The sequence below is a fragment of the Nitrosovibrio sp. Nv6 genome (genome assembly GCF_900110495.1).
Classification (GTDB): Bacteria; Pseudomonadota; Gammaproteobacteria; order Burkholderiales; family Nitrosomonadaceae; genus Nitrosospira.
The window spans coordinates 1-16,103 of sequence record NZ_FODX01000003.1 but is presented as its reverse complement, the minus strand read 5'-3'; the positions used below and the strand labels follow the sequence as shown (position 1 = coordinate 16,103).

Here is a 16,103-nt window from a genome sequence, read left to right as displayed (position 1 = left end):
CCTCGGACAAAAATCCCATCAACAGCGCCGTTTTACGCACCGGATAAAGGATAGGCTGGAACCCCAATTGGTAAGTATAAGTAGAATTAGGCATTTAGGCAAAGAATTTCCTATAAGTGCTGCGGTTACCGAAATTATAGGCGAGGACAGCGAAGGTCAGCGCATTGACAATTTCCTGATCAAGCGCCTGAAAGATGTGCCCAAAAGTCATATCTACCAACTATTGCGCAGCGGGCAGGTCCGGCTTAACAGCAAGCGCATTGGCGCGGACTATCATCTTCAACCGGGCGATGCCGTGCGCATACCGCCGGTGAGGACGGTGGAAAGAAGTTTTCCGCCTGGAAAGAAACTGAGTAAGAGCCGATTTATTCCGTTCGATGTGTTGTTTGAGGATGAAGCTCTTGTCGTCATCAATAAGCCCTCCGGTGTTGCGGTGCACGGTGGAAGCGGCGTGAGCTTCGGCGTCATCGAACAATTGCGTGCCCAGCATCCCGACTGGAAATTTCTGGAACTGGTCCATCGTCTCGATAGGGAAACCTCGGGAATCCTGCTCCTTGCCAAAAGCCGGGCCGCGCTGGTTGAGTTGCATCGGCAGATCCGCGAAGGCATGATGGAAAAGCGTTACCTGACGCTCGTCAAAGGCAAGTGGCGCAATGCGCGACAAAGCGTGAAGCTGTCTCTCAATAAATACGTAACATCGACAGGGGAGCGGCGCGTAGCTGTGATTGCCGATGCCAGGGAAAAAAAGGAAGGAGTAACAGCGCATACCGTTTTCAATCTGAAGAAATCCTGGCGGGACTTCAGCCTGCTGGAAGCGGAACTGAAAACTGGTCGTACTCATCAAATTCGCGTGCATCTCGCTCATCTCGGTTTCCCCATAGCGGGCGATGATAAGTATGGCGACTTCGCATTGAACAAGGAACTTGCCAAACGCGCCAACGGCCCAATTCTGGCACGCATGTTCCTGCACGCGTTCCAGGTTGAGGTGACTCATCCCGTTACTGGCAAGAAGCTTCATCTTGAAGCACCGCTACCGAACGATTTATCGGAATTTCTGCTCGGTTTGGACGCTGCTGACAAGCGGGTGCGTTCATAATGTTAGCAATGGGAGGTCGTATGCCTGGCTCCCGCGTCCCCCGGGATACACGGAAGGGACCGGGTTTTCCATCGCTGACTCATGCAAGAGAAAAGCGCGCAGTATGAGAAAATGGATGAGGAGCGTAATGTTGCCGGCGCGGCGCGCCATACGCTTTTCTGCTTTATTTCACTTGAAGGATTGAAACAACCATGGCTGATTCGGAAAATCGTAATGAGGACTGGGAGAAGCAGGTACTTGAGAAATTAGCTTTTTCTTCCTTGCAGGAACAACGCAGAGCGCGTCAGTGGGGCATATTTTTCAAGTCACTTGCTTTTATCTACCTGTTTATTCTTTTATTTTTCGGCTTGGGCTGGCTTGGAGGCGATGAAATCTCCATGTCCCGCAAACACACCGCCCTGGTCGAGCTGCGGGGCGTAATTTCCCCGGACAGCCTTAGCAGTGCTGATAATATCAATGCAGGGTTGCAGCAGGCATTCAAGGATGAAAAAACACAGGGTGTGATTCTGCGCATCAACAGTCCGGGCGGCAGCCCGGTACAGGCGGGCTATATCAACGACGAAATCCGCCGTCTTCGTGCCGAGTATCCTGAAATCCCTCTTTATGCCGTAATAGAGGACGTCTGCGCTTCAGGTGGTTATTATGTTGCCGCCGCTGCCGACAGGATTTACGTGGACAAGGCCAGTATTGTCGGATCTATCGGGGTGCTGATGAACGGATTCGGTTTTACCGGTGCAATGGAAAAGCTTGGAGTCGAGCGGCGGTTACTCACGGCAGGGGAAAACAAGGCTTTTCTTGATCCGTTCTCTCCAACCAATGCCGAACAGGAGAAATATGCAAAAAAAATGCTGGATGATATCCACAAGCAATTTATTCAGGTAGTGCAGGAAGGTAGAGGTGAACGCTTGAAGGAAGGGTCGGAGATATTCAGCGGCAAGGTCTGGACCGGTCAGCAAAGTATAGAACTGGGGCTTGCCGACGCCACGGGCAGCGCGGACTACGTCGCGCGTGAAGTCATCAAGGCGGAAACCATTGTTGATTACACGACTCGGGAAGGATTTGCCGAGCGCTTTGCGCGGCGTTTTGGCGCGGTAACAGCAGAGGCGTTGATCGACGCGGGAATTGGATGGGGGTTGCGATGATTGCGATTTGGCAGTTAGCCCTGGAGCAAAAAAATAGCGGGCTTATTATGGATATCGGGCAAGGCATGCTTCCATTCCCTGACTGCCCTGGTTGAAATGTATTCGTCTGCCAGGGTAAGGTTGCATGCAATACAGAGACTGGTGTCATCGCGGCAGCAAGAAATAATCGACTCCAGCAGTTTCTGGTTGCGGTAGGGGGTTTCGATAAGTATCTGTGTCTGATCACGCACTATCGAGTCTTTTTCCAGCTCGACGATTTTCTTGACACGTTTGCTGGTTTCCACAGGTAGATAGCCGTGGAACACGAAGCGCTGACCGTTCAATCCGGAGGCCATCAGCGCCAGCAGTATTGAGGATGGTCCCACCAATGGGACCACCCGAATTTTCTTTTGGTGGGCAAGACGGACCAGACCCGCCCCCGGGTCTGCTACTGCCGGGCAGCCGGCTTCCGATAATAGCCCAATGTCGCTCCCTGCGAGGAGGGGCGAAAGCAGATTTTCAAATTCCCTGGCTTGAGTATGTTCATCCAGTACCTGCATGCTGATCCTCTGTAACGGCAGGATGCAATCGATCTGTTTTAAAAATTGTCTCGCGGTTTTTGGATGCTCTACTATATAGCGATCAAGCCTCGCCACGCATTGCCGGACAGCAGCGGGAATTGTCCAGGCAATATCACCTTTGCCCAAGGGGGCGGGAATGAGATAGAGAATGCCCGAATTCACACTACCTCGAGGCCTGCCCGCGATAGCATTTCCACTAGCGCGATCAGCGGTAATCCAATCAGCGCACTTGGATCATCGCTGACGATGCGTTCGATCAAGGCAATTCCCAATCCCTCGGCCTTGGCGCTTCCTGCGCAGTGATAAGGCTGTTCCCTATCGAGATAATTATCGATCTGCTGATTGCTTAAATTGCGAAACTTGACAAGGGAAGGGACGAGCCGGGTCTGCATATCGCCCGTGCGACTGTTAAAAAGACTCAATGCCGTATGAAATACAACCTCCTTTCCCCGAACGGCACGGAGCTGGCGGACCGCGTTCATGCGGGTTAATGGTTTGCCGAGCTGTATGCCTTCCAGCATCGCTACCTGATCGGCGCCGATAATCAAGGCATCGGGATGGGTGACCGCAACCGCTTGAGTCTTTGCCGCGGCCAGCCGGAGAGCGGTAGCGTCAGGAGTCTCTCCAGCCAGCGGGGTTTCATCTACTTTCGGGTTGCAGGCTTCAAAAGGAATTTGCAGGCGCTGAAGTAGTTCATGACGATAAACGGAACTGGATCCCAATACAAGTTGCTGGCCAATTTGTTGTGTTTTCAAGGTTTATTCTTGGAGGTTTTTGACACTGGGGGGCAAAAAATATATTATGCGCGCCGTATACGTGTCCCCGGGATTCTAATACCAAAAGCGCACTTTCATCAATTGAGTGCTAATTGAGCGAAACGATATGGATAGCCGAGGAACGAACTATGGATAGGATAGTTGAATTCTCCGGTATGCGATAAAAACATTATGAGTGAACAGCGAGGCATGCGCAAAGCATACCCCGGACTTTGCTTCGATTTTATAAAAAAGACTTCCACCTTATGCCGGTACGGCTCATCATAGACGCTCTTGATTTTGCCAGAAATGCTGGCGCGCATCATGGTAAAATTGCGCTTTCCGAGTTCGAGCGCTTGCAGGATTATCTGACTGATAATGACGGCGAGTTACAGTATGCAGTTACGGGTACTCTGAACAGAGAGGCCAGACCGGTCCTGCAAATCGTAGTTCAGGGATCGATAAACCTCCAGTGCCAGCGTTGCCTGGGCCAAATTGGACATGCGCTGGATCTGCAAACGGATCTGCTTCTGGCGCAAAATGAAAATGAGCTGTCCAGCCTTGATGAGGATGAATCAGTTGATTGTATTCTAGCGACATCGGATATGGATGCTCTGGCACTGATCGAGGACGAAATAATCCTGAGCTTGCCGATTTCCCCGCGTCATGGAGAAAATGAATGCTTGGTCGACAATATCCATAGCAATGATGCAGCAGGGGAAAAACCTCTCTTTGCCGCACTGGCAGCGTTGAAAAACCTGCACTGAAAAATAATTTAAGGAGTTGAATGTTATGGCAGTCCAACAAAACAAGAAATCCCCGTCAAAGCGCGGCATGCATCGATCGCACGATTTTTTGACCAACCCGCCGTTGACGCTGGATTCCAGCACCGGTGAAGTACATTTGCGTCACCACATCAGTCCTAACGGTTATTACCGCGGCAGGAAGGTCGTCAAAACAAAGGGAGATTAAATTTCGCCCCATCTTTCTGGGGGTGCCGAAGTTGATCCCGGCCTCAAGGGCCTCAAAAAATTGAATATTACCGTAGCTGTAGACTGCATGGGTGGCGATTACGGCCCTCGTGTGACAGTTCCTGCAGTCGTCGATTATCTTCATCGTAACCCCGGAATCGATATCATTCTGGTAGGGCTGCCCGAGGTCATCGAATCGGAATTGCGGGCTGTCAAGGTTGCGCCCAGGTCCCGGTTGAGGGTTCATGCCGCGAGCGAAGTCGTTGGTATGGACGAGTCGCCTGCCCTGGCGTTACGCGGCAAGAAAAATTCCTCAATGCGCGTTGCTCTCAACCTTGTAAAGAGCGGCGACGCCCAGGCCTGCATCAGCGCGGGCAATACCGGCGCGTTGATAGCTGCTTCACGTTTTGTGCTGAAAACGCTTCCCGGCATCGACCGGCCGGCTCTTGCGGTGGTGTTGCCGACAATAAAGGGACACACCTATGTCCTTGATCTCGGCGCAAACGTGGATTGTAGCGCGGAGCATCTGCTTCAATTCGCTGTCATGGGGGCAACTCTTGTATCCACAGTGGACAACAAGGAGAAGCCCAGCATCGGCTTGCTGAATATAGGCGAGGAAGAGATCAAAGGTAATGAAGTGGTGAAACAGGCAGCGGAACTGCTGCGCGGCAGCGGGTTGAATTTCTACGGCAATATCGAGGGTAACGATATCTATAAAGGAACGACGGACGTGGTTGTGTGTGACGGCTTCGTTGGAAATGTAGCATTGAAAACTTCTGAGGGAGTGGCACAGATGCTTTCCACTTACCTGCGCGAAGAATTCCGACGCAACCTTCTCACTAAATTCGCGGGGCTGATCGCCTTGCCGGTCATTAATGCATTCAAGCGGCGGGTGGATCACCGTCGATACAATGGCGCCAGTTTGCTGGGGTTGCGTGGCATTGTCATCAAAAGCCATGGCTCGGCTGACAGTCACGCGTTCGGTTTCGCCATCGCGCGTGCTGTGGATGAAGTTCGCGGCGGAATGCTGCGTCATATAAGCGAGCGCGTGGCGCAATTGCCGCATCCCGGTAAAAATCCGGACAAATATTCTCCGCCCCTGACGGAAGAGAGCCCCGCATGATTTACTCGAGAGTTATCGGAACAGGCAGCTATCTGCCGGAAAAAATTCTCACAAATCAGGATCTCGAGCAGATGGTGGATACCAGCGACGAGTGGATACGCAGTCGCACCGGTATAGCACAGCGACACATCGCTGCGGATAACGAAATGGCGAGCGATATGGCACTCAATGCCAGCCGCGAAGCGATGAAGGCGGCGAGCGTCTCCGCCGAAGAGATCGATCTGATTATTGTCGCCACTACCACCCCGGATGTGATCTTCCCCAGCACCGCTTGTATTTTGCAGGATAAGCTCGGGGTGAAGGACTGTCCCGCATTTGACGTACAGGCGGTATGCAGTGGTTTTGTCTATGCGCTTGCCACCGCGGATATGTTTATTCGTGCTGGTAAATACCGTACGGCGCTGGTGGTTGGAACGGAAGTTTATTCACGCATACTCGACTGGAGCGATCGCAGCACTTGCGTGCTGTTTGGCGACGGGGCGGGCGCGGTCGTACTTTCCCGCAGCGATCGCCCGGGAATAATCTCGAGCCACTTGCACGCGGATGGCAGCTATAAAAATATCCTGACAGCGCCCGGCAACGTCTGTGGGGGCAAGGTTCAAGGCACGCCGTTCGTCATGATGGAAGGCAACACGGTTTTCAAATTTGCGGTAAAAGTTCTGGAAGAAGTCGTACATGAGGCTCTGGCTGAAAATAATTTGAAGGCCTCCGATATTGATTGGCTGATTCCTCATCAGGCCAATATCCGCATCATTATTTCCACGGCAAAAAAACTGGGCATACCTATGGAAAAGGTGGTCGCTACTTTAGAGAAGCATGGCAATACTTCCGCTGCATCCATTCCACTGGCGCTGGATACTGCCGTACGCGATGGGCGCATCAAATCCGGTCAGCATGTGCTTATGGAAGGTGTGGGTGGAGGGTTTACCTGGGGAGCGGTATTAGTTTGTTGGTAAACAACATCCTGTCCCTTGGCAAATCCCGCCGGGGCGCTCCATCTTGCGGTCTGATCATCTCTCCCGTATATTTTGTCGTCATTCGCATGGCAGATGTCTGATCCTTATTCAATGCGCGCCATGGTTTCGTTTAAAGTCCGATGCGGCGTCATTATCCCGTTTTCATCCTCCTTTACAACATTGAATAACGCTGGCGAATTACGGGTCGGTTCCAGTCAATAGAATATGCAATCAACAATACGCCCTCCCGTAAAATTTGCCTGCGTTTTTCCTGGCCAGGGATCGCAGGCGGCAGGTATGATGGACGGATATTCCGATTTTTCCATTGTGCGTGAAACCTTCACCGAAGCATCTGATATTCTCGGGCAGGATTTCTGGGCGATGGTTAATGAGGGCGCGACCGATAAACTTAATCTGACGGTCAATACCCAACCGTTGATGCTGATTGCCGGCATGGCGGTATATCGCGCCTGGCAAAGCCTTGGGGATATGAAACCGGTATTCATGGCTGGCCACAGTTTGGGCGAATATACCGCGCTGGTCGCCTCTGAAGCCTTGACCTTTGCCGATGCACTGCCACTGGTGCGTTTTCGGGGCGAGGTAATGCAACAGGCAGTACCGGAAGGCGTCGGTGCGATGGCGGCAATTCTGGGGCTTGACGACGAGGTGTTGCGAGCAGTCTGCGATGAAGTTACAAATTATTCAAATGGCGAATTACTGGAACCGGCCAATTTTAATTCGCCCGGGCAGATGGTGATCGCGGGTCATAAAAACGCAGTACTGAAAGGGATGGAACTGGCCAGGTCAAAGGGCGCGAAACGGACGCTGATGTTGCCTGTGAGCATACCCTCGCATTGCTCTCTGATGAGTGAAGCGGCCGGCAAAATGCAACAGCGGTTGAAAGTTGTCGCGCTTCGGCCGCCAAAAATCCCGTTGTTGCACAACGCGGATGTGCAGCAGCATGAAGACCCGGAAGTTATAAAGGAAATTCTGATACAGCAGTTGTCCAGCCCGGTTCGCTGGACGGAAATCATTCGTTCTTTTGCCGCTGCCGGCGTTACCCATGTGGTGGAATGTGGGCCCGGCAAGGTGTTGACGGGGCTCAACAAGCGAATAGACGCTAATTTGCAGAGCATGGCATTGGCGGACGGGGCAGCGCTCCATCATGCTACAAGCATACTGGTGTAATTGCATGTATGAGGATATGGGATGGATATCGCTCGGCGCATCTGGTGCGCAGAGTTTATCCGTGTTTATCGTGATCGAACGAACTGGAAAATGATGTTGCAAGATCAAATAGCATTCATAACCGGTGCCAGCCGCGGTATCGGACGGGCCATCACGCTTGAGTTGGGCAGGCAGGGCGTTACCGTGATCGGTACTGCAACCACTGAGGGTGGCGCCCAATTTATTAGTCGCTACCTGAAAGAGGCGGGCTTCAAAGGTACTGGCGTGACGCTGAACGTAAATAATACCGCTCAGATTGAAAGTGTTCTTAAAAGTGTGGAGGAGGAATTCGGGGATATCGCAATATTGGTGAATAATGCTGGCGTCACCCGTGACAATTTGCTTCTCCGCATGAAAGATGAGGAATGGGATGAAATCATGGAAACCAATCTCAAATCCGTATTCCGTTTGAGCCGTGCTGTGCTGAGAGCAATGATGAGGGCCCGTTACGGACGCATAATCAATATTTCCTCAGTGGTAGGCGCGACCGGTAATATGGGCCAGTCCAATTATGCGGCTGCCAAGGCGGGAATATTCGGTTTCAGCAAATCGCTGGCACGCGAGGTGGGCAGCCGCAACATTACGGTCAATTGCATTGCGCCTGGTTTCGTAGCGACGGACATGACTCGTTCGCTTACCGAGAAACAACAGCAACTCTTGCTCCAGCAGGTGCCGATGGGCAGATTGGGGCGCCCGGAGGAGATAGCATCGGCAGTCGCCTTTATTGCCTCGCCAGCCGCAGGATATATTACTGGTGCGACCCTTCACGTCAATGGCGGAATGTATATGGATTAATGGAAAATATTGTCATAACTTTCAAAAATTTCTTGCCGTTCAATATGTCGAATATAAATCGACAGGTGGAGTTCACGAGCAGCTTGTCTGCTTTTGAGCTTCCAAGCGTTCGGATTTTATTAATACCGAAAACTTGCTAGAATGACGGCGTTTTTCTTACCGGAGAAGAGGTCCCTAGATGGAAAATGTAGAACAGCGTATAAAAAAAATCGTGGCTGAGCAGCTTGGTGTGAATGAGGCCGACGTCAAGAGCGAGTCGTCTTTTGTCGATGATCTGGGCGCGGATTCGCTTGATACCGTAGAGCTGGTCATGGCGTTGGAAGAAGAATTCGAGTGCGAAATCCCCGACGAACAGGCAGAGAAAATCAACACCGTTCAACAGGCAATAGACTACATCAATTCTCACACCAACTAATTTGCTTCAAGCAATCCCATATCGGAGCCATCTTGTCCAAACGTAGGGTAGTCATCACCGGATTGGGCATGATTTCGCCTGTCGGTAACACCGTTCCAGATGCATGGGACAACGTTCTCGCCGGGAAATCGGGCGTCACCCGAATAACCCGTTTCGACGCTTCCGCGTTTGCTTCCCAGATAGCTGGGGAAGTCAAAGATTTTGACATTACGCATTATCTTTCTGCTAAAGACGCACGCCGGATGGATATCTTCATCCACTATGGCATGGCGGCAGGTATTCAGGCGGTCAGGGACGCGGGGCTGGGGGATTTGGCTGGCACTCCTCTTGATTCCGAACGTATCGGTGTCAACATCGGTTCCGGCATCGGCGGTCTTCCCATGATCGAGAACACGCATGATGCTTATCATGCGGGCGGTCCGCGCAAAATCTCTCCATTCTTTATTCCTAGTACGATCATTAACATGATCGCAGGCAATCTGTCGATCATGTTTGGCTTCAGGGGGCCGAATCTTGCCATTGTCACAGCCTGTACCACCGCTACGCATTGCATAGGCGACTCAGCCCGCCTGATTGAATATGGAGATGTGGATGTGATGGTCGCCGGTGGCGCAGAGTCCTGCGTAACGCCACTGGCCATTGGCGGCTTTGCCTCCGCGCGAGCCCTGTCAACCCGCAATGATGACCCGGCGACTGCCAGTCGGCCGTGGGACGAGGGTCGGGACGGCTTTGTTCTGGGTGAAGGCGCCGGTATTCTTGTGCTGGAAGAAATGGAGCACGCCAAACGCCGCGGCGCGAAGATTTATGCTGAACTGGCCGGCTTCGGCATGAGTGCGGACGCCTACCATATGACCGCACCGCTGGAAGACGGAGAGGGCGCCGCGCGTTGCATGACCAACGCCCTTAGAAACGCGGGGATGAATGCCGATGAAGTGGATTATATTAACGCTCACGGCACATCCACTCCGCTGGGGGATATCTCGGAATCCGTCGCCGTGAAGCGCTGCTTTGGTGAGCATGCGAAAAAGCTTGTAGTGAACTCCACCAAATCCATGACCGGTCATTTGCTTGGCGCCGCCGGTGGAATAGAAGCCATATTCAGTGCTCTCGCGATATATCATCAGATCTCACCACCTACTATCAATATCTTCGATCAGGATTCGCAATGTGATCTGGATTATGTTCCCAATACTGCGCGGAAAATGAAAATCGACGTCGCGATGTCAAATTCGTTTGGCTTTGGCGGCACGAATGGTACACTGATTTTCCGTAAAACCTGATTTTTGCCGTTATAGCGCATGCGCACGCTAAAACGTCTGACCTATCTCGCCCTTGCCGGTTTTTTTCTGTTCGGCGCATGGCTTGTTTATCATGTCAATACCGCCGTTCAGCTTCCCGTTGTTCCGTATGAATTTTCCATCAAGCCGGGCAGCAGCTTAAAAAGCATTGCAACGCAATTAACCGACGCTGGCATTTTGCGTGACGCCTGGTCGTTTGTCCTGCTGTCGCGGGTAACGGGGGTTGCATCGTCAGTCAAAGCGGGTGATTATGAGATTGCTGCGAACATTTCGCCCCTGCAGTTGCTTGAGCGCATTACCAAGGGCGACATAAACCAAAGCGAGATCAGATTCACAGAAGGATGGACTTTTTCCCAGCTCAGGCAAACCCTGGATGAGCACCCGGCCCTCCGGCACGATACCGTCAATTTGACTGATTTGGAGATTCTGCGTCTGATCGGGGCCACCGAAACAGCAGCAGAAGGATTGTTTTTCCCCGATACCTATTTTTTTGCGCGAGGCAGCAGTGACGCGGCGATATTGAAACGGGCCTATCATGTGATGCGGAACCATCTTGACAACGCCTGGGCTGGGCGAGCCGCAGATTTGCCGTTGGCAGACCCATATCAGGCCTTGATTCTTGCTTCAATCGTTGAAAAAGAAACTGGCAGAGAGAGCGACCGTAGCATGGTCGCAGGCGTATTTATCAACCGGTTGCGATCCAGCATGTTGCTGCAAACCGATCCGACTGTCATTTATGGACTTGGCAACAAGTTTGATGGCAATCTTCGCAAAAAAGATCTTTTAACCGATCAGGAATACAATACCTACACACGCCGCGGCCTGCCGCCAACCCCCATTGCTTTACCGGGACTTGCCTCCATCCTGGCGGTACTCAACCCCGCCAAGACCGATGCGCTGTATTTTGTTGCCAAAGGGAATGGGGAATCACACTTTTCCCGTCATTTAATCGATCACAATCGCGCAGTATCCAAATACCAGAAGCGATAGTACGCATGATTGGCATTTATGCGTAATGAATAGCTGGCTGGCGGCTGTTAAAAAAATTCACGCCCGGTAGATCGTATTTACGCATTCAATAGCGCAAGATCCCCGTCCTGCCGCCCACCTTTTCCGTCCGATAAAAGTAAAAATTGAACATTAACGTCTTCAAAAGTAGAATAGTGTTATCGAATAAATAAAAAAAACCGGCCGGGTTGCTTCTTTGCTCAGCTGAGGCTGGATATATCGTATCCCCGCCGCCTCCAAGCCAACTACACCAACTAGCCCCCCATTTAATAATTCAATCAGGAAAACGAATGAGCCACACTCTATATGAAGCGTCAGTTTTACGCGTGCAACGCTGCGAACTAGCTGTTCCGGGTTCGAATCCGGGGATGTTTGAGAAAGCGCTGAAAAGCGGCGCGGACTTCATCTTTCTCGATCTTGAAGATGCAGTTGCGCCCGACGACAAACTGACTGCACGCAAAAATGTTATCGAAGCGCTCAACGATCTGGATTGGAGAGGCCATGGCATAACAATCTCTGTACGTATAAACGGGCTGGATACACAATTCATGGTTCGTGATGTAGTGGATCTGGTTGAAAAGGCTGGTCATGGGATCGACACAATATTGATTCCGAAAGTAGGTGTTTATGCTGATGTCTATATGGTTGAAGCCATGTTGAATCAATTGGAAATGCAACAGGGACTGAAAAAAAGAATCGGTGTTGAAGCATTGATCGAAACAGCTTTAGGTATGGCAAATGTAGAAGATATCGCCCGAAATGGCGCATCCGGCCGACTTGAAGCGCTACATTTCGGTGTAGCCGATTACGCCGCTAGTAATCGGGCCAGAACAACAAATATAGGCGGACTCAATCCAGACTATCCAGGCGATCAGTGGCATGCTGCCATCAGTCGCATGACTGTAGCGTGTCGTGCCTACGGTTTACGTCCCATCGATGGCCCTTTTGGGGACATCAAGGATCCCGACGGCTTCAAACTGGCGGCTAGAAGAGCGGCCGCTTTAGGCTGCGAAGGTAAATGGGCTATCCATCCATCACAAATCGCACTTGCGAACGAAGTATTTACCCCGCCTGCTGCGGAAGTCGAGAAAGCACAACGGATCCTGGCTGCCTTGAAAGAAGCGGCGTCTCAAGGTAAAGGCGCGGCGGCACTGGACGGCCGGCTGATCGACGCCGCTTCCGCAAGAATGGCCAATAATGTGGTTAAAATGGCGGAAGCAATGGGCGCAAAAGGCGCATAGTTCGCTTCTCGCGGCCGCGTCAGCGGCCTTTTGTTTTTTGACTCATCGGAATGGGTCAGGGATAGATAAGGGGATAGAATAAGGTGAATCGTCGGAATACTCACGGAAAAATGCAGGAAACAATATTTGCGGAAAATTCAATCGCGTCGCGGTATCCATGAAGTACACAGCCGGTTCTCGATAGTGGCACGGCCAGCCTGAAGAAGAGTTGGTATCAGACGCTTCTGTCTGTTTCAGCTGAGGGTCAGCATTATGACGGGGCTCAAACCCCGCAATATAATCCCATTTTCAGTTCGGCGATCAGCGAGTGGAGATGGCCGGATTTCTCCATTGAGGTGACTTGATCCGTTCCCCGGCTCAACGGTATTCGTGAGAGTTCCGGATAAACTATTTTATAAACAAAATAAGGTGATGCATTGGATATACACGAGTATCAGGCGAAGGAGATTTTGACGAAGTATGGCGTTAAGATTGCGGAAGGCGGTTTGGCCTACAGTGCTGAGGAAAGTGTGCAGCGGGCCAGGGAAATCGACGGTAATGTCTGGGTAGTAAAAGCACAGATTCATTCAGGCGCGCGCGGCAAGGCCGGGGGTATCAAGGTCTGCAAAACGCATGACGAAGTTAAAGCGGCTGCGGAAGAACTGTTGGGAAAACAGCTGGTAACTCATCAAACAGGCCCGATGGGTAAAGTCTGTTCCAGGGTTTATGTGGAAGCAGGGACGCAAATTGTCAAGGAAATGTATCTTTGCTTTCTGATTGACCGGAGCTCCGAAGGCATCGTCATGGTGGGTTCCGCACAGGGTGGAATGGAAATTGAGGAATTGGCTGAAACAGATCCCGATGCGATAAAAAAAATTTACATTGAACCCGCTGTCGGTCTCCAGGATTTTCAGGCACGGGAGATGGCTTTTGCTTTAGGGTTGGAAGCCACACAATTAAGTCATGCGGTCAAAACCATAAGAGGTTGCTATCGCGCCTTACGTGATCTTGATGCGAACATGCTGGAGATCAATCCGCTGGTTATTACCGGCAACGGCGAACTCATCGCACTTGACGCAAAACTGAGTTTTGATGACAACGCGCTATTTCGGCGTCATGAGATTGCCGAACTGCGCGATAAAACGCAGGGAGATCCACGTGAAATGGCAGCTACCGATCATGGCTTGAGTTATATCGGTCTGAATGGGGACATCGGCTGCATGATCAATGGCGCCGGTTTGGCGATGGCGACCATGGATATGATCAAACTGGCGGGTGGCGAGCCCGCGAATTTTCTTGACGTGGGTGGCGGGGCCTCCGCTGATCGCACGGAAAAAGCATTTCGTCTGGTATTGGCTGATAAAGGCGTTAAAGCAATATTGGTGAATATATTTGCTGGAATTAACCGCTGCGACTGGATCGCCGAGGGCGTCGTGCACGCAGTAAAAAACATCGATATAAAGGTCCCGCTGGTTGTCCGTCTATCGGGCACAAATGTCGAGGAGGGTCAGCGTATCATTGCCGAGAGTCGTCTGCCCATCATCACGGCGGGAACGTTAGCGGAAGCGGCGGGCAAAGTTGTCCGGGCTCGTAATGAAGTAATTGCGAAAGAGTGCGAAGGGAAAACAAATGGCGATCTTGATTAACGAGAGTACACGTATCATAGTCCAGGGCTTTACCGGCAAAATTGGTACTTTCCACGCGCAGGACATGATCAACTATGGTTCCAATGTAGTAGGGGGGGTAACTCCCGGCAAAGGGGGTCAGCAACACTTGGGCCGCCCCGTCTTCAATACAGTGAAAGAAGCTGTGCAACAAGTCGATGCGGATGCCAGTATCGTATTTGTGCCGCCGGCATTTGCCGCGGACTCAATCATGGAAGCGGCCGATGCGGGCATTAAATACTGTGTAGCCATTACTGATGGTATTCCCACGCAGGACATGATGACTGTAAAGAACTTTTTGCGTCGCTTTCCTATCGAAGAAAGAATGGTGCTGACCGGTCCGAACTGTGCGGGTACGATAAGTCCGGGCCGGGCGATGCTGGGGATAATGCCCGGACATATCTTTATGAAAGGTGATGTCGGGATTGTTGGCCGTTCCGGGACGCTGGGCTACGAAGCAGCCGACCAGATGAGGATGCTGGGTATCGGCATATCAACATCGGTAGGTATTGGCGGAGATCCGATTATCGGCAGTTCTCATCGTGATATTCTGGAGAGATTCGAGGAGGACGCTGAAACGAAGGTGGTGGTAATGATCGGCGAAATCGGCGGGCCGCAGGAAGTTCAAGCGGGTATTTTTGCCAAAGATCACATGACCAAACCAGTCATTGCTTATATCGCAGGTTTAACTGCACCGGAAGGCCGTCGGATGGGCCATGCAGGCGCGATCATTTCGTCGGCAGGCGAAAGTGCCGCGGAAAAAGTATCCATGTTAAGAGATCTTGGTGTCACGATCTGTCCCACCCCTTCGGCCATTGGCGACACCATTGCGGAGGTATTGGCCAGGATGTGAACCTATGTGAGCGTATGGGAGTTTATGCTGCTCGTGATATTTATCGGATGTGATTAATGGAGGCTGAGACATGGCAATCTGGATGACGGCATTAAAGATCATTCCATGGGGAAGCGTACTGGAATCCGCGCCGCAAATTGTCAAAGCAGCAAAGCATCTTTTTGCGGAAACAAAGACTGATAAAAGTGATTTTTCAGCAGCTCCAAATTGGTCGGCAAGCGACGGGTCGATTAATCTGGATAAACGAGTTCGTCTGCTAGAAGCAAAAATCGTTGAATTGAGTGATGAACAAAGATCATCCGCTGAGCTGATCAAATCGCTTGCTGAACAAAACGCGCTTATCATCCAAGCCATCGAAGTTTTTCGAGTTCGAGTAAAGATTCTGCTTGTTGCTTGTATTTCACTGGTCTGTGTACTTGCTGGCGTCGTATTCTGGCTGGCGACGAATTGATCAAGTTAAAAGCCGGGCCGATGGGTATTCCAGCAAATGTCGAACATGAGCAGACGATAGCTTTAAGGTTCTCCGCAGTGCTGTCGGCTGTCTTTCCCATTCCCGCCGCGACCATCAGCCACAGGTAATAACATCGGCTGCCGGTATACCAGTAATCGCAGTTCTTTAAATCTCATCCTGCGCATCTCTTCCATCTCGTCGTAGTCATATATAGCCTTTTATATCCTTTCCTTTCTCTATCTCTTCATCAGCGGCTATAACGGACAGAACATATTTTTGACAGATCCGGACAATCGGACAGCTTATTTGTTCTCTCATCGCGCCTCATTTTTCTTGACACAAAGTAGTCATGAGTTTAGGCTACGCGGTGTTTCAGGGAGGGGCCCGGGATTGTCCTGGGGTTTTATCAGACAAAACGGCATCGTGGCGAGGGATGGCCTGTATTTGCGGGTAGCAGCGTGCAGACAGGCTATAGTCACAGATACCGAAGCACAACAATTATTACGGAGTAAAGGAGAGCAAAATGGTAGTCAAGCCTTGGCTTAGGCTGGTGACGCTGACATGCGGGG

General features: G+C 51.4%; 17 protein-coding genes. 15 read left to right on the top strand and 2 right to left on the bottom strand.

The features are described from left to right. Positions 1–76: 76 nt before the first annotated feature. Complete coding sequence (locus BMX66_RS08785; protein ID WP_369826976.1) at positions 77–1,096, top strand: RluA family pseudouridine synthase; 1,020 nt, start codon at positions 77–79, stop codon at positions 1,094–1,096. 191 nt (positions 1,097–1,287) lie between these two features. After that, on the top strand, positions 1,288–2,238 hold the full coding sequence (locus BMX66_RS08780; RefSeq protein ID WP_090881176.1) for a S49 family peptidase: 951 nt from the start codon (positions 1,288–1,290) through the stop codon (positions 2,236–2,238). A 14-nt stretch (positions 2,239–2,252) separates the two neighbouring features. Here the strand turns inward: BMX66_RS08780 and BMX66_RS08775 are convergent, their stop codons facing one another. After that, a complete protein-coding gene (locus BMX66_RS08775; protein WP_090881173.1) occupies positions 2,253–2,960 on the bottom strand; it encodes an SAM-dependent methyltransferase in 708 nt (235 codons plus the stop codon). Next, on the bottom strand, positions 2,957–3,553 hold the full coding sequence (locus BMX66_RS08770) for a Maf family nucleotide pyrophosphatase (protein ID WP_177168763.1): 597 nt from the start codon (positions 3,551–3,553) through the stop codon (positions 2,957–2,959). Before BMX66_RS08770 ends, BMX66_RS08775 begins: the two co-directional genes overlap by 4 nt. 233 nt (positions 3,554–3,786) lie before the next feature. On the opposite strand from BMX66_RS08770, the gene BMX66_RS08765 reads away from it, so the two are divergent. The 13 genes from BMX66_RS08765 to BMX66_RS08705 all read left to right on the top strand — a co-directional run bounded on the left by BMX66_RS08765 (position 3,787) and on the right by BMX66_RS08705 (position 15,534). Then, a complete protein-coding gene (locus tag BMX66_RS08765) occupies positions 3,787–4,320 on the top strand; it encodes a YceD family protein (RefSeq protein ID WP_255398877.1) in 534 nt (177 codons plus the stop codon). A 25-nt stretch (positions 4,321–4,345) separates the two neighbouring features. Continuing rightward, positions 4,346–4,525 carry a 50S ribosomal protein L32 gene (rpmF, locus tag BMX66_RS08760; protein WP_090881170.1) on the top strand — a complete coding sequence of 60 codons (180 nt, stop codon included), beginning with the start codon at positions 4,346–4,348 and terminating at the stop codon, positions 4,523–4,525. 60 nt (positions 4,526–4,585) lie between these two features. Further along, on the top strand, positions 4,586–5,647 hold the full coding sequence (gene plsX / locus BMX66_RS08755; protein ID WP_090881167.1) for a phosphate acyltransferase PlsX: 1,062 nt from the start codon (positions 4,586–4,588) through the stop codon (positions 5,645–5,647). Continuing rightward, positions 5,644–6,603, top strand: a complete 960-nt coding sequence (locus BMX66_RS08750) for a beta-ketoacyl-ACP synthase III (protein ID WP_090881162.1) — start codon at positions 5,644–5,646, stop codon at positions 6,601–6,603. The genes plsX and BMX66_RS08750 overlap by 4 nt, the downstream gene beginning before the upstream one ends. Before the next feature lie 225 nt (positions 6,604–6,828). Next, positions 6,829–7,791: an ACP S-malonyltransferase gene (fabD, locus tag BMX66_RS08745; protein WP_121169264.1), complete on the top strand. Its 963-nt coding sequence runs from the start codon at positions 6,829–6,831 to the stop codon at positions 7,789–7,791. Between the two features lie 90 nt (positions 7,792–7,881). Further along, positions 7,882–8,625 (top strand): 3-oxoacyl-ACP reductase FabG, encoded by a 744-nt coding sequence (fabG, locus tag BMX66_RS08740; protein WP_090881655.1) that lies wholly within the window; start codon positions 7,882–7,884, stop codon positions 8,623–8,625. A 178-nt stretch (positions 8,626–8,803) separates the two neighbouring features. Next, on the top strand, positions 8,804–9,040 hold the full coding sequence (gene acpP, locus BMX66_RS08735; protein ID WP_074793778.1) for an acyl carrier protein: 237 nt from the start codon (positions 8,804–8,806) through the stop codon (positions 9,038–9,040). Positions 9,041–9,072: 32 nt separating this feature from the next. Beyond that, complete coding sequence (fabF, locus tag BMX66_RS08730) at positions 9,073–10,320, top strand: beta-ketoacyl-ACP synthase II (RefSeq protein ID WP_090881160.1); 1,248 nt, start codon at positions 9,073–9,075, stop codon at positions 10,318–10,320. Positions 10,321–10,338: 18 nt separating this feature from the next. Next, the gene (mltG, locus tag BMX66_RS08725) at positions 10,339–11,328 is read left to right on the top strand and encodes an endolytic transglycosylase MltG (protein ID WP_090881157.1); all 990 of its coding nucleotides are present in this window, start codon (positions 10,339–10,341) and stop codon (positions 11,326–11,328) included. Between the two features lie 308 nt (positions 11,329–11,636). Next, entirely contained in the window at positions 11,637–12,587 is a 951-nt protein-coding gene (locus tag BMX66_RS08720) for an HpcH/HpaI aldolase/citrate lyase family protein (RefSeq protein WP_090881154.1), read from the top strand. A gap of 416 nt (positions 12,588–13,003) precedes the next feature. Further along, on the top strand, positions 13,004–14,212 hold the full coding sequence (locus BMX66_RS08715; RefSeq protein ID WP_090881151.1) for a malate--CoA ligase subunit beta: 1,209 nt from the start codon (positions 13,004–13,006) through the stop codon (positions 14,210–14,212). Then, complete coding sequence (sucD, locus tag BMX66_RS08710; protein WP_090881148.1) at positions 14,196–15,083, top strand: succinate--CoA ligase subunit alpha; 888 nt, start codon at positions 14,196–14,198, stop codon at positions 15,081–15,083. Before BMX66_RS08715 ends, sucD begins: the two co-directional genes overlap by 17 nt. A gap of 70 nt (positions 15,084–15,153) precedes the next feature. Next, a complete protein-coding gene (locus tag BMX66_RS08705) occupies positions 15,154–15,534 on the top strand; it encodes a hypothetical protein (protein WP_090881145.1) in 381 nt (126 codons plus the stop codon). Positions 15,535–16,103: the final 569 nt, after the last annotated feature.

Excerpts from the sequence above, each read along its gene's own strand:
- BMX66_RS08780 (WP_090881176.1), top strand. The coding sequence starts at position 1,288 with ATGGCTGATTCGGAAAATCGTAATGAGGACTGGGAGAAGCAGGTACTT.
- rpmF (WP_090881170.1), top strand. The coding sequence starts at position 4,346 with ATGGCAGTCCAACAAAACAAGAAATCCCCGTCAAAGCGCGGCATGCAT.
- BMX66_RS08750 (WP_090881162.1), top strand. The coding sequence starts at position 5,644 with ATGATTTACTCGAGAGTTATCGGAACAGGCAGCTATCTGCCGGAAAAA.
- fabD (WP_121169264.1), top strand. The coding sequence starts at position 6,829 with ATGCAATCAACAATACGCCCTCCCGTAAAATTTGCCTGCGTTTTTCCT.
- fabG (WP_090881655.1), top strand. The coding sequence starts at position 7,882 with ATGATGTTGCAAGATCAAATAGCATTCATAACCGGTGCCAGCCGCGGT.
- acpP (WP_074793778.1), top strand. The coding sequence starts at position 8,804 with ATGGAAAATGTAGAACAGCGTATAAAAAAAATCGTGGCTGAGCAGCTT.
- mltG (WP_090881157.1), top strand. The coding sequence starts at position 10,339 with ATGCGCACGCTAAAACGTCTGACCTATCTCGCCCTTGCCGGTTTTTTT.
- BMX66_RS08720 (WP_090881154.1), top strand. The coding sequence starts at position 11,637 with ATGAGCCACACTCTATATGAAGCGTCAGTTTTACGCGTGCAACGCTGC.
- sucD (WP_090881148.1), top strand. The coding sequence starts at position 14,196 with ATGGCGATCTTGATTAACGAGAGTACACGTATCATAGTCCAGGGCTTT.
- BMX66_RS08705 (WP_090881145.1), top strand. The coding sequence starts at position 15,154 with ATGGCAATCTGGATGACGGCATTAAAGATCATTCCATGGGGAAGCGTA.